This is a genomic window from Paenibacillus sp. FSL R5-0923, from assembly GCF_038009145.1.
In the GTDB taxonomy this organism is placed as follows: domain Bacteria; phylum Bacillota; class Bacilli; order Paenibacillales; family Paenibacillaceae; genus Paenibacillus_AQ.
The window spans coordinates 835904-859089 of record NZ_JBBPAT010000002.1 but is presented as its reverse complement, the minus strand read 5'-3'; the positions used below and the strand labels follow the sequence as shown (position 1 = coordinate 859089).

Below are 23186 nucleotides of genomic sequence, written 5' to 3'. Positions count from 1 at the left end.
CTAAAACTAGTCCAATAAATTTGAGGGGGTATATGCATTTGGAGAAAGATCGAATTAGTACCAATCAAATGATTATACTCGGGCTATTCACATTTATTGGGGATATGGCACTTGTATATCCAGCGTTAATGATATCAGGAGCGAAGCAAGATGCATGGATTGCTGCTTTGATTAGTATCCCCTTGGGCCTAGCGACCATAAAACTGTTGCTCTGCTTAGCAGACATTGAACCAAACAAGAATATTATCGAGCTTAGCCTACAAATCCTAGGAAAATGGGCCGGAACGGCTGTAGCCTTGTTCTATTTAGTGTTCTTCCTGATTGCCGCTTCCACTTACATAAGAGAAATTGAAGATTTCATGTGTACACAGATTTACGAGAAGACACCCGGTGGGGTTATCCGTTTTATGGCCATTTTCCTGCTGGTATATGGTGTACGACTGGGTCTGGAAACATTGGGACGGGCAGCTCAGCTTTTTTTCCCTCTGTTTGCAGTTTTTTTGATCGGTCTGCTGCTTCTGCTGACTCCCGATGTCAAAATGGAACGTTTATACCCCATTATGAACACACCAGTACCGGACATGCTCCATACTTTGATGTATGGTGTTTTTTATCCTTTTGGTGAATTATGCGTGTTTCTTATGGTATATCCATATGCTCAGAAGAATAGCAAAACAAGCCGGGATATTTTCATAGCCTTGATCATCGGAGCTCTCGGACTTAACCTCATCTTATTTTTTTCCCTTACCGTTCTTGGTGTTTACGCTTCTGAACATCAATTTTATGCCGCTTATATTCTTGCTCAAAAAATTAATATTGCTAATTCTCTGCAACGTATTGAAGCGCTTATGGCTACTGCATGGATTATCAGCACATACTTCAAAACAGCCATTTATTATTATGCTTTAACATTAGGTACAGCCCAATTATTTAAACTCAAAAGCCACCGTCCTCTGATCCTACCCACTGGATTTTTGTTATTTGGTATGTCACAACTGATTGCCAAAGACATCATTTTTTATGTAAAGGAAATCCCCGCCTACTGGGTAGATTGGGATTTCACCTGTGCATTTGTTCTGCCGCTTATGTTGCTAATTGTGTATTATTTTAAGAAACGTTTTGCTGCCAAGGTTTAAACAACCTCTCTCCTCAAAATAAAAAAGGACAGCTATTGAGCTGTCCTTTTGTTCATGAATTTCTTGTATGCAGCAAGTTTATTCCTTCTTATCCAATGTAATCGACGATGGTGTTACATCACGAATTGGCTCTTGAGCCACTTCAAAAGTTGATCCGCAACTCGGACAAAAGCGAGCCTCGATTGCCACATTGCCACCGCATGCTTTACACTGCTTCACATCGGACAACCCCGCAATTTGCTGCAGATTGACCTCAATCTCCGATTTCAGTTCAAGAATACGGGAAATATTCTTCTCGATCTGCTCACTCGGCAATGGTCCTGCTCCTTGTGTTACAGCTTCAAACAACAGTTTACCCATTACCTGATACTGCTGGTCAATGTCATTCTGCTTGCTGTTGTTCTGTAATTTCAAACGATTGATCTCCACCACTGTCTTTGCTTTATTGCCAGCCTCGCTCACGCCTGCCTTTACCTTGTTAAAAAAGCTCATATTCAGCCCCCTATTCCGTAGTAGTCATATATAAGCATATTTCGACACCACCACAAGTATTCCTCTCTTTATTGTACCTAACTTCAACCGGGATTTGTAGTTCATCCACAATCATGAACTTATTTCCCCCGCCTTCCTGCGGGAACGTACCTCGACTCAGGTCTGGTATATAAAACCGCCTTCAGGCCGTTTTGCCGCATTCAGAAAGGCTATACAATGAGTACATAAGCAAGCGGGTTGCAAGATTTAAACACAATCACCCCCATTAGAGAGGATGACAATAATAAATGAAAAAATTATATCGTTCCAGAAGTGACCAGAAGATTAGTGGTGTATGCGGAGGTCTTGCCAGTTGGTCAGGCATCGATGCCACAATTCTCCGTCTCGTAACTGTTGCCGCAGCACTTTTCAGCTTCGGTACCGTACTTATCTTTTACTTTATCGCCAGCATCATCGTCCCTAAAGAACCTTTTGGCAGCTTTTCGGATGGACATGATTTCTATTAACAGATCGTCATTTAGTACCAATCAAACATACTAAGGAGAGATATAACATGAGTTTATTCAAAAGAATTTCCACCCTTACTAAAGCTGCCCTACACGAAGGTCTGAACAAATTAGAAAACCCAGTGCTTCTGACGGGTCAGTATCTACGCGATCTTGAGAACGAAATAGCTACGGCAGAACGCAATGAGCGGGATTTAAAAGTTACAGCCAGTGTATTGGAACGTCGTAAGCAAGAATATACTCAGCTGATAGAGCAAAGCGAAGCTGAAGCCGTTCAGGCGGTTGAGCAAGGAAATGAAGAAAGAGCACGCCTTGCACTCATGGCCAAGCTGCGGTATACAGAACAGCTGGATGAGAGTATCAATAGTCAGGCACAAACTCAGCAATCCCTGGCAGAGCTGGAGATCAACATCGCTAGAGCTAAAGAAGAGCGCGAACACCTTAAAGCGAAAAGAACTGAACTTATCGCTCGTGCTCAGCAAGCTACAGAAACACTAAGCTCAGCTCCTCATAGTAACAGTGTAAAAGGACCGAATGTGGGTACCGCTTCACGTGGCTTCGAACGAATGGAAGAGAAAATTTTCGAGTGGGAAGCATTGGCAGAAAACTCTAAGTATAAATCCAACTCAGGCGCAGGCGTAGCTTCGTCCATTGACCCCAACCTTCGTAGTGCTGTTGATGATGAAATTGAACGTATCCGCAACCGGAAAATCAGTACCGACAAAAAATAAATATAATAACAGGTCCCTTATTTCTCAGCTACTGAGCTATATAAGGGGCTTGTTTTTTCTATTCCTCTTCATCCCGCGAATCATTTTTTTCGATTCCGGATCTACTCGGTAAGACTCTGTGATTTTCTGCAAAGCCTTGTTATAGGTGAAATCATCTAAAGTGTTAGTTCTCAAATAATCTATCGTAGCCGCAGGCAGCTTCACATAACACATCGATAGCGCCCAAGAAACCGCCATTTTCACATAATACCCCTCATGTCTGACCTTATCGAGTAGTTGTAGAATCCGACTGATGTACGCTTCTTCAATAAAGAAATTAAGCATCATCACTACCGCAAATCGAATCTCATATTCTTTATCAGATAACAGATACGGCACTATAAAGTCCCACATCTGCTCTTTATTCTTCAAGGTAAACTTCAGCCCCGTGCAAAAGCTATCACATACCGACCAGTTATCGATTTTAGGAATAAAGTCCGCAATATAATGCAGAATTTCTTCAGGATCTGTCTTCACATAACCAAGTACCATACCTTGCAGCATTACCTCTTCAAAAAAATCAGAGTCGGCGTGCTCCAAATAGGCTCTCCAGTCACCCTTTGCAATGGTTTTGGCGAGTTTACGTAGCTCCGGTAGCCTGACTCCTATCACATTATCGATCGTCGGAAGTAAAGCCGCAGAAAACTTCTGGTAATCCGCATCTGCCAACTCCACTAGCTGTTCCTTTATTGTTTTATCCACTATAGTGCTCCCTACGTATTAATTATTGAAATGAAATCTCCCATAAATATATGGAAGCTACCGAACCATGTGGTGAGTACCTGAGACGGTATTGTTCGAATTGCTTTTTGGTAAGCGTATCAAGCCCATACAGCTTCATCATGCCGCGACGAATGGCGATATCTCCCCAACTAACTACATCTGGGCGCTCCATACAATTGATTAGCATCATCTCTGCTGTCCACATACCGATGCCTTTTAACTTCATGAGTCTTTGAATAACCTCTTGATCGGACAATCCATATAATTCCTCCAGCTTAAACTCCCCATCAGCAATCAGCTTGGAAATGTCATGAATGCAAACCGCCTTTTTCATCGTCATGCCGCAACCCTGAATCTCATCCGCAGTGTGTTTAGCTAGCTGCTGCGGAGTTATTTCTTCGAACTGAGCCTGCATTCTTGTCCAGATAGTTCGAACTGCTTTGACTGATATTAGCTGACCTACTATGGCATAGATAAGCGCGGTGAAAAGATCCGGAATAATCACACGTTCCACTTTCCCCATTCGCGCCATCGCCGCACCTAGCACTGGGTCCACACTTCCGAGGTAATCGATTTCTGCTTGCCCATATTCAAAAAATTTAGTGATTACAGCTCCCAAAGTATTTCCTCCCGTATCTGAGCTTAACAATAATATACAACATCTATTTTGCAGTGTACGGATTCTTGAATAGGATAGCAAGATAACGAAACTATCAAGTCAATTCAATATTTTGTTATAAAAAAGAAAATTATGGTGATTAAATCGCATCTTTCTATTAAACTATACGTAGAATAGTTATCCAATGTTCATAACATGTGGATTTTTTACACAAAAATACTTTTTTTTACCTTAGGGGGAATTGTAAAATGGCATTTTTAGTCGTTATTTGTTTTCTCGCTTTTATTACACTTGGAATCATTGGGATTGTCTCCGCAATACGGAAAAAACCTGCAAAGATTAAATTTATTTTATCCCTACTATCCTTTATTTTAATGATTGTATTTACAGTGGTTGCTGGAAACTCCGACTCAGATAAAACCCTTCAAACAGCAGATACGACTACCAAAACTTCGACAAACAGCAATGATAATTCAACTACTGTAAGTGCTGAAGCCCAAAATGATGCTGAGCAGGTTAAGGCTGACGCAGAGGCGAAGGCTGCTGCAGAAGCAGAAGCAAAGAAAAAAGCAGATGCAGATGCTAAAGCGGATGCAGAGAAAAAAGAAAAGGAAGCTGCTGCTATCAAAGCCAAGCAAGATGCGGCTCTTGCACAAATGGTGAAAACAGTAGATGAAGTTGAAGGCATTACATGGTACCAAGATAAAGAAGCGCCAAAGTACATCAATGAAAATGGCATTTACGCTTATTTTGGAATCAAGGATGGACAAATAACCTCTGGGCTACGCTTAAAAATACAATACACCGGTGATAGCTGGATATTCATTAAGAATTACGTCTTTAATATAGATGGTCAAAAATTTGAAATAGACCCTGGATTTATGGGAGCAGAAAGAGATATGAGCACGGATATTAACAGTCCGGGGGTTTGGGAATATCATGATGAAACACTCAACAAATCACAAATCAAGATGTTGACTCAGCTCATTGAATCCGAGAAAACCATTATGCGTCTTGAAGGAGATCAACGAAAAGAGGATAGAACCATCAGTGCAAACCAAAAAGCAGCACTCAAACGGGTACTTGATGCTTACATCGCTGCTGGGGGAGAAGTATAGAAAATAACTATAATTAATAACCACAGCCCTAAAAGCCATGACAATTCTATTATATAGAATATCATGGCTTTTCTCTTGCATTTGTACTAGATTGTATTTATCATTTTACTACTTTAATATGAATGTATATATGATAGATGAGGAGCTTTACGATGGACTTTATAGCAATTGACTTTGAAACGGCGAATTCCAGTCGATCCAGCGCCTGTGCTTTGGGACTTGTGGAAGTTAAAGATGGCGTAATCACAGCAGAACATTCTTGGCTGATCGATCCGCAACAGCGGTTTGACGGCATGAACATTTCGATACATGGCATCACCCCCTCCATGGTAATCGGTCAGCCTACTTTCAACGAATTATGGCCCACCGTTGAACCTTTGCTGCACGGACGAATTGTTGTAGCGCACAATGCCGCTTTTGATATGAGTGTACTGCGGTATTGCCTCGATGGGATGTCCATAAGCTATCCGAGCTTTCAATACTTATGTACTTATTTATTAGGCAAAAAAATGCTGCCCGAGCTTCCCTCTCATAAGCTTAATGTAGTATCCGAGCATTTCGGCATTGAGCTGAAGCACCATGACGCTCTCGATGACGCGCGCGCAGCTGCCTTGGTTCTATTAATGCTTATGGAGCGAGAATCACACCTTGACCCGCTTTTGCTCTCCAGCAGCCACGGATATACTAGCGGAACAATGTTTGCTGGTGGATACACTCCTTTTTCTGCTCGAAAGAGTAAACCTGCTAAGAAACCTGTGAACAATCAAAGAACGAAAAACTTCTATTTGTAAGAAACTATTAAGTTATTTAGCTAAAAACACCCAACAGGCTCATTACAGCTGGTTGGGTGTTTTGCATAGATGGAGGAATATAGCATACAAGTCGATTCATTCACTACGAAGAAATCTAACATTGCTGGTCATTATAGGGAATAGCTCCCTGTAATTCTGCGTTTAAGCTCTATACGACTGAGTTATAGGGAATTTATCCCTATAACTCATAAGGTAGGGGTGTAAATGAAGCATTTCATAAAAATTATAAGGAGAAATTCCGTATAATGACTTCAAATAGACCCTTATCGTGCTAATTATAGGGAAGAATTCCGTATATTTTATCAGCGATCAGTGAACATCCCATCGGTTCATCCAGATCACCAACCAAGATCAACACAACACGCTAGATCTTCATCCGATAAACTGCTTTATTCTCCAGTCCTCTGATGAATGGCGTCCATTCTTCCGTTTCTGGTGTGGTATCCAGCGCATCCTCGACCATCTGCAGCTTCGCATCCATCGCGTCAATATGATGCAGCGCTACGGCCTCAGCCGTTTGCGGCTGAACAGGACTGCCCCATTCGCCCAGGTTATGGTGTGATAATACGAGATGCTGTAACGCCAGAACCTTCTCCGAATTCAAATCAATGTCTAAGCGGATGGCCGCTTCTGTAATCCAGTTAGATGCCATCGAGATATGACCAATCAACTTCCCCTGAACGCTATATTCTGAGACAATTCCGAGCTGAGAGATCATCTCCTCCGGCTTCGCGATATCATGCAGAATAATTCCAGCCTTCATTAAATCTGGATTCAGGAACGGACGCTGCTTGCACAAAAAATCCCCGATCTCCAGCATGCGAACCATATGATAAGCAAGACCGGCAAAATAAGCATGGTGATGCGTTTTGGCAGCCGGATAATGCATCAATTTCTCTTCCACTTTGCTTACACAAAAGGAGACAATCGAGGCAATCTCCGGATCTGTGATGCTTGCCATAACCCCTTTAATCGTATGAATAAGGTCTACTGGACGAATAGGAGCGGAGCGAATAAAATCCGTTAGCGCAACGCCATCCTCATCGTTCACCAATCTGATTTTGGTTACTTTGATTTGCAATTTCTCACGATAAGTGTGCGCAATCCCACGAACCTTCACCAGTGCCATAGGAAAAAAAGTTTCTTTATCGGTTGTGCTGGCATCCCAATATTTCGCGGACAATTGTCCACTGGAATCCCCCAAGACTAGGTCGAAATAATCCTTTGGAGGAGTACCGTTCGTTTGTTTGATCGCTAGCTCTCTTAAGAGATAAAAGCCAACAAATTCATCCTGTGGAGCGAGCTGTTTAATTTGTGTCATGTTGAAGCCTCCTATTAATAACAGGCTTTGTACCTGCTCTCTATATTAAACTTTAGACACTCACGTCCAAAATCCCTTTAAATCACTATACGATCTATTTTCATTTTTATGTACAGGTAGATAAAGGAGGTTACTCCACAGGCCATAATATGGCTTAGAATAACCCCCTTTATAGATTAACTATTGATTGATAATTACTTATTTGCCAGCCGATTCAAGTGCTGATTTAATAGCTTCTACCACTTTAGCAGATACTTCTTTCTCAGCATCATTATTTCCGAAGGCTGCTGCACGATATCCATACTTGTGTAAACTATAGCCCGTTGAAGTCGACTCAATCTCGCTCTTCACAGCCAGCTCAGCGTCAGTCAACTGGTTGACCGTTCTTGTACTTCCGTTTTTATCTAAATAGTAAACAAGCATTTTAACAGGAACGCCATGTTCTACATACGTCATCACATTTACAAGCTTATCCGTACTTACACCAATGAAGATTCCATCGAAGTAAGCCGCTTTGTTAGCTTCAACAATTTCAGCTTTCCCGTATGCTCTATCCACCGCAGTCTTGAGAGCTACACTACTACTAGTTGCACCGGAAACAGCGTCTACATCTTGCACAGCTTCTCTAGTACCTGCTGCAAGGAAGCTAGAAGTCAATTGCGGAATTGCTTTTACCACCTCTGGGTAAGCAGCTTTGCCTCTATCCACAAGATTCATTCCTACACGATACAAAGCAACATTTACGATCTTACCGTTACGCAGTGTAACGTCTGCTCTGTTTGTTCCTTTATCATAGGCATCACCAAATGCAGTGAAGGTTCCGTCTTTATAGGTTCCTTGAACTTTGGATGCGTTAGTCAAAGCATCAGTCAGAGCAGCTTTGGCAACTGCGGATAGCTCTTCTTGACCTGTGATATCGGACATTTGCACACCTTTTTCAAGTAATCCTGAAGTAAGTGTACCCACCAACGATTTTTGTTCTGCACTTAGTTTGTCATCAGCGATCAGCTTGCCGTCAGCACCGAACAAGCTTAATTTAATGTTTGTAACTGCATCTGAAGCAACATCAACAAGCAGTAATACTTTTGATTGGTTATCTACACCTGCGAATTTTCCGTCAAAATATTTAACTTCATCTGGAACTTTCAGTGCTTTTTCGAAAGCTCTTTCTACGGCTTGGTTCCAACCGTGACTACTTTCTGTAGCGCCAGAGATTCCATCTACTTTCTCATCATAGTTAGCGAAATAAGATCCATTAGCAAGCAACTTAGCTGTCATCGGAGCATTAGCTTTTACAACTTCTGCATAAGCCGTTGCACCTCTGTCAATTAGGTTGTTCCCAAGTCTGAACAGCTTCACATCCACAAGCTTACCGTTGCGGATCACGATGTCAGCTCTTTCAACACCAACACTTCTTGCAGTCCCATAAGAGGAATAGAATCCGTCTACATAAGCAGAAGTATTGTTAATCTTTGCATTCTGCTCAGCATCCCAGAAAGCATTAATCGCAGCCTTAAAGTCGGCTTCGAGTCCTGCAACAGGCTCTGCAGCTGTTCCTTTAGCCAGCAATGCTGGTGTTATAGCTGCAACTGCTGCGGATTGCTCAGCTGTGTAGGCCTTCTCATCCACGAAATCACCAGCACTGTTCAGCGGGTACACTTTAACAGCTGTGAGCTTATTGGATTCGTAGGTTGCAAATACTGCATATTTACCTGTAGGATCTATGCCCATATGAACACCATCAAAGTAAACTGCATCTGTATCTTTCACTGTTAGAGCTCTTTCAAACGCTCTGTCTACAGACAATTTCCATCCATTACTAGAGCGTGTTGCTCCCGAAACAGCATCTACTGCAGCTGCTCCATCTCTTGTCTTGCCAATCAATTTATTCGTCATCAATCCATAAGCTTGCCATAAAGCGCTATAATTGTTACGAGCATCTCTGTCGATCAGCTTAGGGCTGGTTCTCAGGAGATCGATGCTAGTAATTTTCCCATCTTTAATTTCGATCTTAGCGCCTTCGGTACCTTTGGAGTAAGCATCGCCATACGCTACGTAAACTCCATCTTGATATACATTTTCCTTAACTGTAACCGGCAATGCTGTAGGCACAGACTTAACAGTCGCTGCTGGAACTACTGTAGCCGCTGGTGCAGCGGTTGCTTTTGGCGTTGTAGCTGGTTTTGTCGTTGCTGCTGGTGCCGCTGTTGCCTTTGGTGTTGCTACTGGTTTTACCGTTGCTTTCGGTGTTTCTACTGGTTTTGCTGTTGGCTTTGGTGTTGCTACTGGTTTTGCTGTTGCTTTTGGTGTTGCTACTGGTTTTGCTGTTGCTGCTGGTTTTGCTGTTGGTTTAGCTGCTGGTGCATCCGCTTCTTCAGAAGCTGCGGATACTGCATCCACCTTCAAGTTCAAAGCAGGCACATTAAGTGTGTAAGCAAATGGCGCTAACAATATTGCCGCGCTAACCGTTAAAGAAATTAGTTTTTTCAATAAAATTCTCCTTTACCAAGTCCCCAGTGATATATAGCTTTTCTTAACCAAACTTACCTTTCACGGCGCCCCTTCTCTTCTTATGAAGCATTACATCTCTCTTCATAAGAACCCATCCCCCCTCTCATGCCTATGCGCGAACCATCACTTTCCAAAAAAAATAATGCCTTAAATCTATTCATTCCTTTTTACAATAAACCGCATCAAAGGTGAAATAATTCACATATAATATCAGAAAAAAATGAAGGCGCTTTTTCAATCAATTTCTGGTTTGATACTACCAAACTTTTCCGCAATTCCTCTGTATCTAAAATCACATACCCTATAAGAAACATCACTATTTGCTCATAAATGTGATTTTTCATTATTTTCTCCAAACAAATACACCCACTTCCTATTCCCAAAGTAGATAACGTGATCTCGATTATTGTGTATCCAAGAATAGATATGTTATTTTAGAACGATCTCTAACATGGGAAAGGAGTTCAAAGCTTTGAACAAACAGCCACCTATTGGAGTTATTCTCGCCCAAATTGGCACACCTACTGCACCTACTGCAAAGGCGGTACGTCCTTATCTGAAACGTTTTTTATCCGACCGCCGAATCATAGATTATTCACCACTGCTCTGGCAACCTTTGCTGCGAGGCGTTATTCTGCGTACACGTCCTCGGCGGTCGGCTGAGCTGTACAGACAAATCTGGACAACAGAAGGATCACCTTTACTCTTCCACTCATTAGCTCAGCGATCTGGTTTGCAAGCGCTTCTAGGTTCTCGGTATCAAGTAGAGCTTGGCTTAGCATATAGCGAACCAAGTATGGAACAAGCGATGAACACATTGGAAGCTAACGGAGTCACACGCATCATCATTGTGCCGCTATTCCCGCAATATTCGTCCACTACGACGGCATCTGTCTTCGATCAAGCGAGTTTCGCTGCACTAGGACGCCAAAGCTCCACTGGACCGGTAACAAAGCGCCTTATTCCTGCTCTCAGATTTATGGATGCCTATTATAATGAACCCGGTTATATTTCAGCCATGAAGTCGCATTTACTGCAGCAAATGGAACTTCTGAGCTCTAATCCTGATTTTTTTGTACTGACCTTTCACGGGATCCCCAAACGATATGCAGATACAGGCGATCCCTATCCAGAGCAATGTATGGAAACTGCGCGTCTTCTCGCTTCAGCTATGAATTGGGAGCCTGAACGCTGGCAGCTTACTTTTCAATCACGCTTCGGACGCGAAGAATGGGTAGGTCCCTCTACAGCAGATGTTTTGGGAAAGCTAGCGGAACGCGGAATTCATAAACCTTTGATTTTCTCACCGGGACTTGTAACGGATTGTCTGGAAACGCTGCACGAGCTAGCCATAGAAGGGCGCGAGCAATTTGTGGCTGGAGGAGGACATGCTGAAGACTTCACTGCAATCCCCTGCTTGAATAATCATGAGGACTGGCTTCATTTTTTAGCTCAGCATGTTGAACGAAATGCCATGGGCTGGTAATACAAAAAAACCGTCTTGTCCGCAAATATTCTTTGCTGCAGAAAAGACGGTTTGCTATGTCAGTTCATAAGATCTAAGGGTCACTAAGATGCTTATGCTGTAAGCTGCTTATATTTAGTAGTCAGTTCATGGAACCATTGCTTGTCCTGTAAGGTCAATGCAAAATCGATCAGCTCGGCAATCTCACTTGGCTGCAAATCAGCTGAATCATTAAAAGATACTTCAGCGGTTGCAGTGGCTTCTCCATTCCCATCCTCTGCATAATCATAAGAGAAGCATATCTTGATATCACTTTCCAGAAATTCGTTACGCAGGAAATATAACACCTCACACATTAGCACAGGTCTAACATGATCATCAAAGACACATTCCATAACCTTCGCCCAGTACTGCTGATTGCTGAGGTGTAGCTTATCATTAGTTAAGAGATATTTCTCACCCTGAAAATCAGTGACAAATCTCAGCTCAAGCGGCTTCATTTTAAAAATAGTAGCAATTTGCTTCATGCTAATATTCAGAATGTCTTGCGTTTCTAGTCTGATCATCTCTCATGCACCTCGTCCCTCTTAGTTGGGTTACCTGAAACCTGATGATATCTATAATTTCGTTAAATGCCAATAATGTAAAATTAACTCTATCCATTCACTTTAATTTTTATCTAATTTAACATTATTATCGTCAACTGACTACGCTTTGTTAATATTTTTTCATTAATTCCACAGAAAAATGTTTCAATCTTTGTCCATCTGTTTAATATTTATATTTAAAAAATTAGTCTTTCTTATTTTCACAACAAAAAACTGTTCTGAATGGTCATCATCGACCTCAAAACAGTCTTTTGCCTAATTATTATTCAGTTAACTTTACTTAAACAAACAATGGCACTAACTGTATTCCTTCAGGCGAGATCCGAACAAGTCCTTTATCCGTGATGCGTAGCGTCGGGATAACCGCCAATGCAAGCAACGATAAAGTCATAAATGCGTAGTTCAAAGTACAGCCAGCATCATATAGCGCTTTGCTGATCGCAGCTGATTTTGCAGCAGCAATTTCGAAGGGTTCCGTGGACATTAGACCTGCAATAGCCAACGGGAATAATGTTTCCTCACTGGATGTGATCATGCAAACACCACCCTGGGCATCCGCCACCGCATTTGCAGCTTTAGCCATTAACTCATCATCATTGCCGATGACGAGTACATTATGACTATCGTGAGCAACCGTCATTGCAATGGCAGCCGGCTCTTTAAATCCAATGCCTTCGACAACGGCCACTGATTTATTGCCTGTACCTTTATGACGTTCGAGCACTGCGATTTTGCACAAACCTTCTATAGCATTTACATCCAGTTGCCCCTCCACTACAGGTATCGAAACCATACGCTCAATAGTCTCCACATGATTTTCTCTTACTTTAATAACTCTTGTAGTAAGTTCACCTGTTTGAATTGGAGCAGCAATAATGAAATCTTCTGAAGTAGGACGCTGTGGCAAATGAACCGAAGCCAACACTTCCTCCGGATAGGCGAATTTAGCAAGCTCTGCCGTCATTACTCCGTTCTCCGCAACTACTACACCTGCGGCAATTGTCAGCACTACATTAATATCCGCCAAATTCCCGTCTAAAAGGATGATATCTGCAAAAGAACCCGGAGTAATAGATCCGATATCCCGCGCTAAACCAAAGCGTTCAGCAGTATTAATGGTAGCCATTTGGATAGCCGTTATAGGCTTAACACCTTGAGCAATAGCATCACGCAGGACGAAATTCATATGCCCTTCATCTCGTAAGGATTCCGAACTACGATCATCCGTTACCAGCATCATTCGGCGTGTATCTATGCCGTGTTCTGTATGGGCCGTAATTGTTTTAGCCACATCATGCCAAGCGGAACCCCGGCGCATTTTGGCATACATCCCCAGTCTAACGCGCTCAATCACATCGTCTGCCGTCACACACTCATGATCGCCAGTCACACCTGCCGCAGCATACACGGGCAATCTCCAGTCGCTGGAAGGCCATGTGAAATGACCATCTACAAATCTACCTGCCCGCAGCGTAGCTTGAATTTCGCCAAGCATTTTCTCATCGCCATAAACAACGCCAGGAAAATTCATCACTTCACCCAGCGCAATCACATCGGGTCCCCAAGTAAAGGCTTCTGCCACTTCTTCTGGTCCAATAGAAGCTCCCGTTGTCTCGAATTCCGCACCTGCCGCAGGCACACAAGAAGCCACCTGCATGTAAGCCGCTAACGGTGTTCCCCGCATCTCATCGAGCATCAATTGAATCCCCTTCAGCCCGAATACATTAGCAATCTCATGAGCATCAAAGAAACCACCTGTTGTACCCAGCGGCAGAACCGCACGGGAGAATTCAGTAACGGTCAGCTGTGTGCTCTCAATATGACAATGGCCATCGAGTAGTCCCGGAGCTATATACTTACCGTTCGCCTCAATGACCTGCGTTCCTTCACCAATCATATATGTCACATCTTTACCAACATAAGCGATACGTCCACCTTGTATACCAACAGACATTCCTTCTAAAATTTCACCAGAGCATACATTAACCAGCTTTCCACCTGTAATTACTAGTGTTGCCGGTTTATCTCCTCTTGCCGTAGCCACAAGCTCAGGTACACAATCTGCTAAAGGCTTTCTTGTAAAAGTTGTCATTTTCATCTCTCCCCCGTTAGTATCCAAGTGCGTTCTTGATGTAGTGAATAGATTCATAATAATAGAGGATTGCTTAACCATCGGCTGTGTTGATATCATAGTTGGCAAATCTGATATTGTACGAAAAAACGGCTCCGTCATCCCTGTAGATGATAGCCGTTTTCTTAATCCAAAGATTGTCCAACACTCCGGACATGCCCCTGGTATGAACTCACCCGCCAGCATCTATTCCAACGATTATCTTACGTTTTCCTCATATACGTCAAGTGCCGCTTGAACACCAAGTCCGTAAAAAACTTCAAATCCGTGTCGCAGCAACGCTGCTTCCAAAGCTCCAAGCAAACGCAGCACATTATTCGTACGGCAGCTAAAGCCCATCGTGCCAATGCGCCAAATCTTTCCTTTCAGAGGTCCAAAGGAGCTGGCAATTTCAATGCCGAACCGCTCCAGCAGCAGCGTGCGTACAGATTCCCCGTCTATGCCCTCAGGAATCAGCACACAGGTAACAACGGTAAGTTTGCAGGACGGCTCCCCATAAAGTTCAAGCCCCATAGCTGTTAATCCAGCTACAAGTGCTTTTTCATGGAGGATATGTCTGGCGAATCTGGCATCCAGCCCTTCTTCAAGGGTAAGCCGCAAGCCCTCCCGCAGTGCATAAAGCATTGAGGTCATCTCTGTATGATGATTGAGACGTTGTGGACTCCAGTAATCCTGAAGCATGCCGAGATCGAAATAATTGCTGCGGACAAAAGATAAGTCACCTGGCTGGACATCACTAGTTCTGATCCCACGCTCCACTCGCTTCCGGGTCATGAGCTTAGCTTCAGCGCGATCATTATATGTTATTGGTGCCATACCGGAGGGGACGGACAGGCATTTCTGTGTACCTCCTACGACCGCATCCAGCATCCAAGCATCCGTTTCGACAGGAATGCCCCCAAGAGTTGCAACTGCGTCAACTATGAAAAGAGCATCCATTCGGCGGCAGGCTCTGCCAATTTCCCCAAGTGGCTGCACCCGTCCTGTAGAGGTCTCACCATGCACCATCGCTACCACATTTGGCTTAAAAGTCTCCATAGCCGCTATCACTTCCTCCGGTTCAAACACGCTTCCCCATGGCTTTTCCAGAACGAATACCTCAGCGCCACAACGTTCGGCAATCTCATGAAGCAGATGTCCGAAGCGGCCAAAGATCGGAATCAGCACACGTTCCCCCGGCAGGATTAAGCTGACCATCACCGCCTCAATACCAGCGCGAGAGGTCCCATCTATAGGGTAAGCCCATGCATTTCGGGTAGCGAACAGCTCCCGCAGCATTTCCATCGTTTCATTCATAATAGAGGTGAACTCTGGATCAAACTGCCCCAGCACCGGAAAAGACATCGCCCGCAGGACACGCGGATCAACCTCCACCGGACCCGGAGTCATAATGCAGCGCAGGGACGGTGACAAATCTTCGTAACGCTTCATGATGATCCTCCCTTCAAGTAGAAACGGCTATGCCGTCCTTTAAAGGACGGCATCCGTTTCAGCGAGAAATATAAGGATAAAGTATAGAGTAAAACATATACTTCCTTATATTTTAAAGTTCGACGAACTCTTTTAATAAGCTAACTCATATAACATCGCAGTCAGCACCTCAAGCCCAGCAACGAGCTGCTCAGGGGAAGTATACTCTTCCGGAGAATGGCTGATGCCAGCTCGGCTTGGCACAAATATCATCGCAGTAGGGCAACGCGGCGCAAACAGCTGGGCGTCATGTCCCGCTCCACTTACCATCATGCGGTACGTCTTCACCTGTTGGCGGCAGATATTTTCCAGCATTGCAGATAGCTTCGTATCCATAGGCGCAGGGACTGTGTGGAGCACGGATGTAACCTCAAGAGTCACCCCACGTTTAACAGCAATTTCATTACATTCCGCAAGAAGCTTCTCACAGAAACGTTCTAGTTCGTCCTCTTCACTATGGCGGATATCTAATGTAAAAAGAACCTCACCCGGGATCACATTTGGCGTATTCGGATACACCTCAAGCTTGCCCGAGGTTGCTACAAGAGGTTCACCAGCCGTTTTAGCAGCACTTTCAAGCACATACAGCATTTCAACCGCACTAGCCAGTGCATCCTGCCGCATCAACATCGGTGTCGTGCCCGCATGATTAGCAATACCACTGACCTTGACCACATATCGTCTCTGACCAACAATCCCCTGAACTACGCCTATCTGAGTGTCTGTCTTCTCCAGAATAATTCCCTGCTCAATGTGCAGCTCTACAAAAGCGCCAATATCATTTCTGGCCCCATTCTCATCTGTTACACCTTGCAAAAAGCTGGATTCCGTCATTGCTGCCTGTAATGTCACTCCCTCTGCATCTATACAGGTCTCGGCCTCGCTTCCGTCATACCTTTCCGTGACATGGCCCGAACCCCAATAAGCAAGCGGAAATCGGCTCCCCTCTTCTTCACAAAAAGATACGACCTCAAGCGTCCGCTGCGGCTGGCCAAAGTTCCTCTGCAAATCTTGAAGCGCAATCATAGCCGCAGCGATCCCATAGGCACCATCATATTTTCCGCCATTGACTACAGTATCGATATGCGATCCGGTTAAAATAACCTTTTGCTGCGGATCGCGTCCACTCAATCGTCCATATACATTGCCAACCTTGTCTATGGAAACTTCTAAGCCGAGTCCAGCCATTTTTTCCTGCAAAAAAATCTGCGCCTGACTCCATTCCTCCGTATATAGCAGTCTAGTAACTCCTGGCCCAGGTGTGGTGAATGCCGCCAGCTCCTCCAGCAGCTCCAGCAGTTTCTGAGTCGACGCTTGAACACTGGAATCATTCATAGGCTGTACTGCTCCTTCCTAATTCGCAGCCACTGTCCACCTCCCTCACTGATCACTCCTTCTTCAGAGGTATAGACCACATTCCCGCGGCAGATCGTAGCAACTACCTTGCAGGATAAAGTTCTTCCGATGTAGGGGCTGTGCTTGTGGCGATACAATAAATCCTCCGCAGTCAGCGTATAGGTTGTGCTTGGATTCAGCAGAACTAGATCGGCATCTAGACCTAGGGCTATAGCGCCTTTACGATGCTCTATTCCAAAACGTTTTGCGGGTTGCCCTGCGAGCAGACTGGAAATTAATGTAACAGGCAACCCCCGCACATTCACGCCTTCATGGAACATAAGCTCCAGACTGCTCTGCGCACCCGAGATCCCACCCCAAGCTGCAAAAAAAGACAAGTCCGGCTTCACCTTCAATTCCGTTGGACAGGGGGAATGATCCGAAGCAATCAGATCGATTTTGCCTTGGGCCAGCATCTCCCATAACTTCTCCTGCTCCACCGCACTTCGCAGCGGAGGCGCACACTTCGCCACAGGGCCTAAAGCCTCCATATCATTTTCAGTGAGGACCAGATAATGTGGACAGGTTTCTGCCGAAACGTCCAGACCTCGAAGCTTAGCTTCATAGATTTTCTCAATGGCGGCGGCCGTGCTGATATGAACAAAATGCAACCGGCAACCAGTACGTTCACTGTACAGCAGCGCCCTGGACACTGCCTCCAGCTCTGCTTCAGCAGGGCGGCAAGCCGCAAAATCACTTGCGCTGGTTCTGCCATTTCGCACTGCATCTGCGGTCAACACCGCCGTGATATCCTCACTTTCTGCATGCAGCGCCAGAATCCCGCCCAGAGAAGCGATTCGCTGCATCCCTTGATAGAGTGTATCCTCATCCACTTCACGGAATCTGCCTTCGCCCTCCCCTCCAGGATTGGAGAGAAAGGCTTTAAACCCAGTGACGCCAGCAGCTGCCAATGCTTCCAAATCATCCAGATTTCCCGGAACGAGACCACCCCACAGCACATAATCAACGGCAGAGTTTCCAGCCGCAGCATCTACCTTTTGACAAAGCGCAGCCTCGTTCACAGTAGGTGGATTGCCGTTAAGCGGCATATCTGCATAGGTTGTACAGCCGCCAGCTGCCAGCGCCGCAGAACCGCTGCGAAAGCCTTCCCAATGTCCAAACGTTGGTTCATTAAAGTGGACATGCATATCAATCATACCGGGGAGGACATAGAACCCATCTGCGTCGATGACTTTGGTTAGCGGCGCAAGCGAAAGTTCCTCTCCAAGTGCGACAATCTTACCCTCTGATACTGCAATATCCAGCTTGAGTACCTGATCGGGCAGCACTACATTCCCGTTCTTAATCACAAGTTCATAGGATTCCTTCATGAGCTGCCACCTCCTCCGGTCGTCAACTTTCTCCTAACTTCCCCGATACGTACTATATCCACCAGGAGCTACTAGCAAAGGTACATGGTAGTGTTGCATGGAGCTCTCTATATGAAAGCGAATAGGTATCTGTTCTAGAAAAAAAGACATCTCACGTTGAGTATCTACTGACCTTTCTGTTACTCCTATGTCAGCTGCTGACGCTTTGGCATCAGCTCTACGATAGTAATCGCCGACCATAAACAGCAACTCGTAACATCCAGCCTCCATCTCGTTTCCCTCGAGCAGAGGGGCATCCAGCCTCCCGTCACTGTTCGTGACCTCTTCACACAGGAGCTTGCTCACCCCATCCGTAAGCTTCCAGAGCTGAAGCGTCAGACCTGTAGCAGGAATCCCCCGCGACAGATCCAGCACATGGGTGGTAAGACGCCCGCTCATTACGCTGTCTCTCCGACCAGATCTGCACGGCTAACAGAAAAGCCCTGAAAACCATAGGGTGGACGAGGTTCGGTGAAGACTCCACCTTTAGTTTCTTCAGGCTCAACAATGGTTTCCCAAGTCCGGTTATTGGACTCAAATGAAACGGTAGCCAGCTGTGGAAAACGGGACAATAAGCGCAGCCCAATTTGATAAATCAACGATTGGATTGATGGACTGTTCAGCTCATGAAAAGCGCTATGGGCGATATCGCGAACCTGCTCCGCAGCCACATATTGGCCTAGATCTCCATCCAGAGCATGCTCAACATCACTGTAGGTCCAGTTAATATTCAGAAAAATATAAAGCGGACGGTCAAAGCTCTCCGGCAATGTTGTGTACTCATCACGGACGAATCCATAAAACGAGCTTCCACTCACTTTTATCAGCTGTAAATCCTTCAATCGGCATTCATGAGCGATAACCTCAGTCCCATCCTCTCCACGTTTTACTGTCAGCGAAGCGGAATAAGATTCATTATTGGAGTGACGCAGCACTAAATGACTCTGTTTAAGCCCCTCACCCCCGGGCACCATCACCTGTTCAAAAGGTAACCGGTCTGCGGAAACTGAAACTGCGGTGACATGATCGTATTTATCGAGAAAACGGCTGCTTAGAAGCTGCAGTAGCCCCTCCGTTGTGCTTCCAGTGTAGTCCGCGGTATTGCGCAGAATGAAATTTTTCATAGAATCGGTAGCAACGACCATGGAATTATCCCCCTCTGAAAAAGAAGGAAGAAACGCTTCGCCCGTGACCGCGAATGTAATATTATGTGCGAATATAATGTTGTCGCAGCCCGTGAAGGAAGATTCGGGAACGGGGGTAACGGCCAGCGGTTTAGCATAGGTACGATAAGTTAACACATCACTTTTCCCATAAAACATTGTACGTCCGTTAATTGGTTCCAGCATGGCTGACAACCTCCCCGTTTATGATCAATGAATGAATGAATAATTAAATAATTAAATCACTTAGGCGAAATCTCGTAATTGTACCGACTTCAGAAAAGGCTTGAACCCATTCCTCCTGAGGGGAACGCTCTACTCGAACTCCAATGGCGCTGATAATGTCATCTTTGTTTTTGCCACGAACAGCTAGAATAAAAGGAAAATGAAATTTGTCCGTATACTTTCGATTCAGATCATTTAATAGATTGAACTCTTCCGTTGTTAGCCAATCCAGTCCAGCTCCCTGCTGCTCAGAGGCAGACAAAGCCGTAACTTGAAGCCTAGTCGCCAAATCTGGGTGAGCTTTTAATAGTCCCTCCATTCGGCTCCGGTCAGCACTCAGTACGGTCTGCATCATTGTGCTATGCAAATGCTCTAAAGAATGGAATGGAATCTGCTTATAAGCCTCCTCTGCTACCCACGGTGAATGTTCAAAAATGCCGCCTAGATGCTTCACAAAATCCGTTATACTCATGGCATTTATCTCTTCCAACGTAAACCTGCCTTCAGAAACGACCATCCACTCAACCTCCAATAGCTTTGTTAACAGCTCGTAAAATGCCACCGTACCCCGTACAGCGACAAATGTTACCCGATAAAGCTTCTTCCACTTCAGCCTGAGTAGGATGCGGGTTCTCTTCCAGCAGAGCAACCACCGAGATGACCATCCCTGGTGTGCAATAACCGCATTGGAACCCCCCCTCTTCTAAAAAAGCCCGCTGAACGGGATGCAGGCCTACTTCACTAAGACCCTCAATTGTTGTAATTTCCGCACCTGAGCATTGATAGGCCATGACCAGACATGAATTCACTGGACGTCCATCCACCAGCACCATACATGCCCCGCAGCGGCCAATCTCACAAGAACGTTTTGTGCCGGTCAGCTCCAAATCTTCACGTATGACATTTAAAAGCCGGCGGGAGGGTGGAATCTCCGTGGATATCGCTTTCCCATTGAGATTGCAATTAAAGGTGAACCTTTCTTCTGCAAAAGCTTCCTCAGACGATAAGGGGTCAAGGTTATCTTCATCTAGATTCGGATCTGAATTATGGCTCGGCATGGATGTTCACCACCTTTTGTGGAATAAACGGTGTAGACTGCAGCCATTCGGGATCAATGGGCAGCTTGGTTACCCGCTTCCCTACAGCCTGAAATATGGCTGACACGACTGCCGGAGCTAAATTGACGGAACCCACCTCTCCAATGCCGCGAGGACCGTACGTGTCATGATCCGGCAAATCCTCTATCGGCTGCACCTGAATGCTGCCATTCATGTCGGCAATGGTCGGCACCAAATAGGTGTCTAAATTTTTGGTGACATAGCTGCCGCCTGACATCACAGCATCCTCTGACAAAGTGAAGCCTACCGCCATACTGCTGCCACCTTCGATCTGCCCGAGATAACCTTGCGGATTAGCCACCGGTCCCGCCGCTACCGCATGATATTGGTCCAGTACACGAACACGTCCTGTAAGCAGATTAACTTCCACACGGACCGCGATTGCGGAATAGGTGTATAGGAAATGTGCCCCCACTCTTTTAAAGGGTGTGGTTGGATAAGTAAACTTTGTATTACAGACAATGGGTTCTGAAATATGCTGTGCCAAGTCCTTGTAAGTCAGAAGCAGACCGCCGTCTTTTAGCCAAATACCACCAGGGCCGAGCTTCATTTCATAGTTATCCAGCTCTGGCTTTATCATCGCAGCTGCCTGCAGCACTCGAGCGGTGAAGTCTGGACGCAGCCGTTTCAAGGCCATCCACATCATGCTGGTTGATCGGGAAGCCGTACTAGATCCGCTATCGGGCACAACATCCGTATCGCCAATGACGATGCTTAGATCCTCTGCCGCCAAGCCAAACTGTTCAATCAGCATTTGTTCCATTGTTGCGATTAACCCCTGACCAAACTCCTCGTAACCAAACACCGCCTCAATCTTGCCCTCTAGCGTCAAAGAGAGCCTGCCACCCGCCGGATCGGGAATACCATAGCCAAGTCCTGCACCATGCATAGCTATAGCAGCACCCGTTCCAGTTACGATCCAAGGTTCCACAACACCTGAATCACTGTCTGTAGATGCGGCCTCAGTCATAAGAGGCGAACCCGCCAGCGCTTCCCACACCTGAAAGGCACCATCGGTCTGAGCAATTTCCTGACCCAGCGGCCCCAGATCTCCATATTTACGCAAATTGCGGCGGCGCATTTCCCACGGATCGATCTGCAATCGCTCAGCCAACCGATCGATTTGTCCCTCCAAAGCGAAAATCGCCTGATTGCCGCCAAAACCGCGAAATTCACCAGATACACCGTTATTGGTATATACAGCAAAACCCTTCACATCCACATGATCGATGATATAGGGGCCCATCACATGTTCTGTCGCAAAGTTGAGCACCTCCGCCCCCAGTGTTGCGTAAGCTCCCGTATCCGAAATAATTCTGACCTGATGTGCCCTGATGATTCCTTCGGGGTCGCAGCCAGTTTTCATGGTGATTTTCATGGGATGGCGTTTTAGTCCTGCACGTACCGATTCAGCTCTCGAATTATGCAGTCTTACCGGACGGAGTGTCCGCAAGGCGAGCAGCGCTCCATATGGCTGTACATTCAGCTCGTCTTTTCCTCCAAAGGACCCGCCGATAGGACTCGAGATGACGCGAATATCTTCTTGAGGAATAGCCAGAATTCTGGATAGCTGCAGGCGATCCATCAACCCATGTTGTGTAGCTGAATATACGGTAAGCCGTCCGTTATCCTCTGGGATAAACAGTCCACCTTCAGTCTCCATATAGGTGTGCATTTGGCGTGGTGTATAGTAAGTCTCCTCTACCACATGACAGCAATCCGTAAATACCGTTTCCGGCTCCCCTTTCCGATATTCCGTATGATGAAGCACGTTTCCCTCGGCATGCAGCAAAATTGCGTCCTTTTTCATCGCCTCTTCCGGATTCTCGAGTAAGGGTAGAAGCTCATAATCCACTTCGATAAGAGATAAGGCGTATTCCGCAATTTCGTCCGTCTCTGCCGCGACTGCCGCAATCGCATCGCCAGTGTAACGCACACGGTCACTGCAAAATACCGGTTGATGCGGCAAAGCTATGCCAAAGCCGTTAAGTCCGGGCACATCCTCATGAGTAATTACAGCGTGTACACCAGGGACTTCAACGGCCTTCTCAATGCGTATGGACAAAATACGAGCATGTGCCTGCTCACTGCGGAGCACGCGGCCGATCAACATTCCTTCTGCCCTCATGTCGGTCAAATACTGCAGCTTACCGGATACCTTGCCCTCTCCATCGGGTCGTGTACGCCAGCGGCTACCGCTGGATTCCTTATTCAGCAGCATTTTCCCTCTCTC

At 45.5% G+C, this 23186-nt stretch carries 21 protein-coding genes; 6 read left to right on the top strand and 15 right to left on the bottom strand.

The features are described 5' to 3' along the window. Positions 1–32: 32 nt before the first annotated feature. A complete protein-coding gene (locus MKX35_RS29065) occupies positions 33–1136 on the top strand; it encodes a GerAB/ArcD/ProY family transporter (RefSeq protein WP_076298200.1) in 1104 nt (367 codons plus the stop codon). Between the two features lie 78 nt (positions 1137–1214). On the opposite strand, the gene MKX35_RS29060 is transcribed toward MKX35_RS29065, so the two are convergent. Next, the gene (locus tag MKX35_RS29060; RefSeq protein WP_076286297.1) at positions 1215–1628 is read right to left on the bottom strand and encodes a zinc ribbon domain-containing protein; all 414 of its coding nucleotides are present in this window, start codon (positions 1626–1628) and stop codon (positions 1215–1217) included. 287 nt (positions 1629–1915) lie between these two features. Here MKX35_RS29060 and MKX35_RS29055 point away from each other — a divergent pair, with 287 nt between their 5' ends. Then, entirely contained in the window at positions 1916–2134 is a 219-nt protein-coding gene (locus MKX35_RS29055; RefSeq protein ID WP_042185808.1) for a PspC domain-containing protein, read from the top strand. A gap of 47 nt (positions 2135–2181) precedes the next feature. Next, positions 2182–2865, top strand: coding sequence for a PspA/IM30 family protein (locus tag MKX35_RS29050; RefSeq protein ID WP_076298201.1), 684 nt, complete (start codon positions 2182–2184; stop codon positions 2863–2865). Positions 2866–2901: 36 nt separating this feature from the next. On the opposite strand, the gene MKX35_RS29045 is transcribed toward MKX35_RS29050, so the two are convergent. Both MKX35_RS29045 and MKX35_RS29040 read right to left on the bottom strand, forming a co-directional pair. Further along, the gene (locus MKX35_RS29045; RefSeq protein WP_076298202.1) at positions 2902–3606 is read right to left on the bottom strand and encodes a DNA alkylation repair protein; all 705 of its coding nucleotides are present in this window, start codon (positions 3604–3606) and stop codon (positions 2902–2904) included. A gap of 22 nt (positions 3607–3628) precedes the next feature. Next, a complete protein-coding gene (locus tag MKX35_RS29040; protein ID WP_076298203.1) occupies positions 3629–4246 on the bottom strand; it encodes a DNA-3-methyladenine glycosylase family protein in 618 nt (205 codons plus the stop codon). Between the two features lie 248 nt (positions 4247–4494). On the opposite strand from MKX35_RS29040, the gene MKX35_RS29035 reads away from it, so the two are divergent. Together MKX35_RS29035 and MKX35_RS29030 are read left to right on the top strand one after the other, a co-directional pair. Continuing rightward, complete coding sequence (locus MKX35_RS29035) at positions 4495–5364, top strand: hypothetical protein (RefSeq protein ID WP_076298204.1); 870 nt, start codon at positions 4495–4497, stop codon at positions 5362–5364. 152 nt (positions 5365–5516) lie between these two features. Further along, positions 5517–6155 (top strand): 3'-5' exonuclease, encoded by a 639-nt coding sequence (locus MKX35_RS29030; protein WP_076298205.1) that lies wholly within the window; start codon positions 5517–5519, stop codon positions 6153–6155. 385 nt (positions 6156–6540) lie between these two features. Here the strand turns inward: MKX35_RS29030 and MKX35_RS29025 are convergent, their stop codons facing one another. Then, entirely contained in the window at positions 6541–7497 is a 957-nt protein-coding gene (locus tag MKX35_RS29025) for a 3'-5' exoribonuclease YhaM family protein (RefSeq protein WP_042185798.1), read from the bottom strand. A 198-nt stretch (positions 7498–7695) separates the two neighbouring features. Then, entirely contained in the window at positions 7696–9987 is a 2292-nt protein-coding gene (locus tag MKX35_RS29020; RefSeq protein ID WP_076298206.1) for an FMN-binding protein, read from the bottom strand. 493 nt (positions 9988–10480) lie between these two features. On the opposite strand from MKX35_RS29020, the gene hemH reads away from it, so the two are divergent. Beyond that, positions 10481–11494, top strand: coding sequence for a ferrochelatase (hemH, locus tag MKX35_RS29015; protein WP_218641849.1), 1014 nt, complete (start codon positions 10481–10483; stop codon positions 11492–11494). Positions 11495–11586: 92 nt separating this feature from the next. On the opposite strand, the gene MKX35_RS29010 is transcribed toward hemH, so the two are convergent. The 10 genes from MKX35_RS29010 to pucD all read right to left on the bottom strand — a co-directional run bounded on the left by MKX35_RS29010 (position 11587) and on the right by pucD (position 23174). Beyond that, the gene (locus tag MKX35_RS29010; RefSeq protein ID WP_042185792.1) at positions 11587–12039 is read right to left on the bottom strand and encodes an IDEAL domain-containing protein; all 453 of its coding nucleotides are present in this window, start codon (positions 12037–12039) and stop codon (positions 11587–11589) included. Between the two features lie 322 nt (positions 12040–12361). Continuing rightward, the gene (gene ade / locus MKX35_RS29005) at positions 12362–14173 is read right to left on the bottom strand and encodes an adenine deaminase (protein WP_371916460.1); all 1812 of its coding nucleotides are present in this window, start codon (positions 14171–14173) and stop codon (positions 12362–12364) included. A 237-nt stretch (positions 14174–14410) separates the two neighbouring features. After that, positions 14411–15643, bottom strand: a complete 1233-nt coding sequence (locus MKX35_RS29000) for a pyridoxal-phosphate-dependent aminotransferase family protein (protein WP_076298208.1) — start codon at positions 15641–15643, stop codon at positions 14411–14413. A gap of 132 nt (positions 15644–15775) precedes the next feature. Further along, positions 15776–17017 (bottom strand): allantoate deiminase, encoded by a 1242-nt coding sequence (allC, locus tag MKX35_RS28995; RefSeq protein ID WP_076298209.1) that lies wholly within the window; start codon positions 17015–17017, stop codon positions 15776–15778. Further along, positions 17014–18408 (bottom strand): allantoinase, encoded by a 1395-nt coding sequence (locus MKX35_RS28990; protein WP_076298210.1) that lies wholly within the window; start codon positions 18406–18408, stop codon positions 17014–17016. The genes allC and MKX35_RS28990 overlap by 4 nt, the downstream gene beginning before the upstream one ends. A gap of 33 nt (positions 18409–18441) precedes the next feature. Continuing rightward, the gene (gene uraH / locus MKX35_RS28985; protein WP_076286308.1) at positions 18442–18846 is read right to left on the bottom strand and encodes a hydroxyisourate hydrolase; all 405 of its coding nucleotides are present in this window, start codon (positions 18844–18846) and stop codon (positions 18442–18444) included. Further along, positions 18846–19796, bottom strand: coding sequence for a factor-independent urate hydroxylase (gene pucL, locus MKX35_RS28980; protein WP_076298211.1), 951 nt, complete (start codon positions 19794–19796; stop codon positions 18846–18848). Before pucL ends, uraH begins: the two co-directional genes overlap by 1 nt. Positions 19797–19839: 43 nt before the next feature. After that, entirely contained in the window at positions 19840–20352 is a 513-nt protein-coding gene (uraD, locus tag MKX35_RS28975) for a 2-oxo-4-hydroxy-4-carboxy-5-ureidoimidazoline decarboxylase (protein ID WP_076298212.1), read from the bottom strand. A 4-nt stretch (positions 20353–20356) separates the two neighbouring features. Then, on the bottom strand, positions 20357–20893 hold the full coding sequence (locus tag MKX35_RS28970) for a (2Fe-2S)-binding protein (protein WP_081382706.1): 537 nt from the start codon (positions 20891–20893) through the stop codon (positions 20357–20359). Further along, the gene (gene pucD / locus MKX35_RS28965; protein ID WP_076298213.1) at positions 20880–23174 is read right to left on the bottom strand and encodes a xanthine dehydrogenase subunit D; all 2295 of its coding nucleotides are present in this window, start codon (positions 23172–23174) and stop codon (positions 20880–20882) included. Before pucD ends, MKX35_RS28970 begins: the two co-directional genes overlap by 14 nt. Between the last annotated feature and the right edge of the window lie 12 nt (positions 23175–23186).

Excerpts from the sequence above, each read along its gene's own strand:
- MKX35_RS29065 (WP_076298200.1), top strand. The coding sequence starts at position 33 with ATGCATTTGGAGAAAGATCGAATTAGTACCAATCAAATGATTATACTC.
- MKX35_RS29060 (WP_076286297.1), bottom strand. The coding sequence starts at position 1,628 with ATGAGCTTTTTTAACAAGGTAAAGGCAGGCGTGAGCGAGGCTGGCAAT.
- MKX35_RS29055 (WP_042185808.1), top strand. The coding sequence starts at position 1,916 with ATGAAAAAATTATATCGTTCCAGAAGTGACCAGAAGATTAGTGGTGTA.
- MKX35_RS29050 (WP_076298201.1), top strand. The coding sequence starts at position 2,182 with ATGAGTTTATTCAAAAGAATTTCCACCCTTACTAAAGCTGCCCTACAC.
- MKX35_RS29035 (WP_076298204.1), top strand. The coding sequence starts at position 4,495 with ATGGCATTTTTAGTCGTTATTTGTTTTCTCGCTTTTATTACACTTGGA.
- MKX35_RS29030 (WP_076298205.1), top strand. The coding sequence starts at position 5,517 with ATGGACTTTATAGCAATTGACTTTGAAACGGCGAATTCCAGTCGATCC.
- MKX35_RS29025 (WP_042185798.1), bottom strand. The coding sequence starts at position 7,497 with ATGACACAAATTAAACAGCTCGCTCCACAGGATGAATTTGTTGGCTTT.
- MKX35_RS29010 (WP_042185792.1), bottom strand. The coding sequence starts at position 12,039 with ATGATCAGACTAGAAACGCAAGACATTCTGAATATTAGCATGAAGCAA.
- ade (WP_371916460.1), bottom strand. The coding sequence starts at position 14,173 with ATGACAACTTTTACAAGAAAGCCTTTAGCAGATTGTGTACCTGAGCTT.
- MKX35_RS29000 (WP_076298208.1), bottom strand. The coding sequence starts at position 15,643 with ATGAAGCGTTACGAAGATTTGTCACCGTCCCTGCGCTGCATTATGACT.
- allC (WP_076298209.1), bottom strand. The coding sequence starts at position 17,017 with ATGAATGATTCCAGTGTTCAAGCGTCGACTCAGAAACTGCTGGAGCTG.
- MKX35_RS28990 (WP_076298210.1), bottom strand. The coding sequence starts at position 18,408 with ATGAAGGAATCCTATGAACTTGTGATTAAGAACGGGAATGTAGTGCTG.
- uraH (WP_076286308.1), bottom strand. The coding sequence starts at position 18,846 with ATGAGCGGGCGTCTTACCACCCATGTGCTGGATCTGTCGCGGGGGATT.
- pucL (WP_076298211.1), bottom strand. The coding sequence starts at position 19,796 with ATGCTGGAACCAATTAACGGACGTACAATGTTTTATGGGAAAAGTGAT.
- uraD (WP_076298212.1), bottom strand. The coding sequence starts at position 20,352 with ATGGTCGTTTCTGAAGGCAGGTTTACGTTGGAAGAGATAAATGCCATG.
- MKX35_RS28970 (WP_081382706.1), bottom strand. The coding sequence starts at position 20,893 with ATGCCGAGCCATAATTCAGATCCGAATCTAGATGAAGATAACCTTGAC.
- pucD (WP_076298213.1), bottom strand. The coding sequence starts at position 23,174 with ATGCTGCTGAATAAGGAATCCAGCGGTAGCCGCTGGCGTACACGACCC.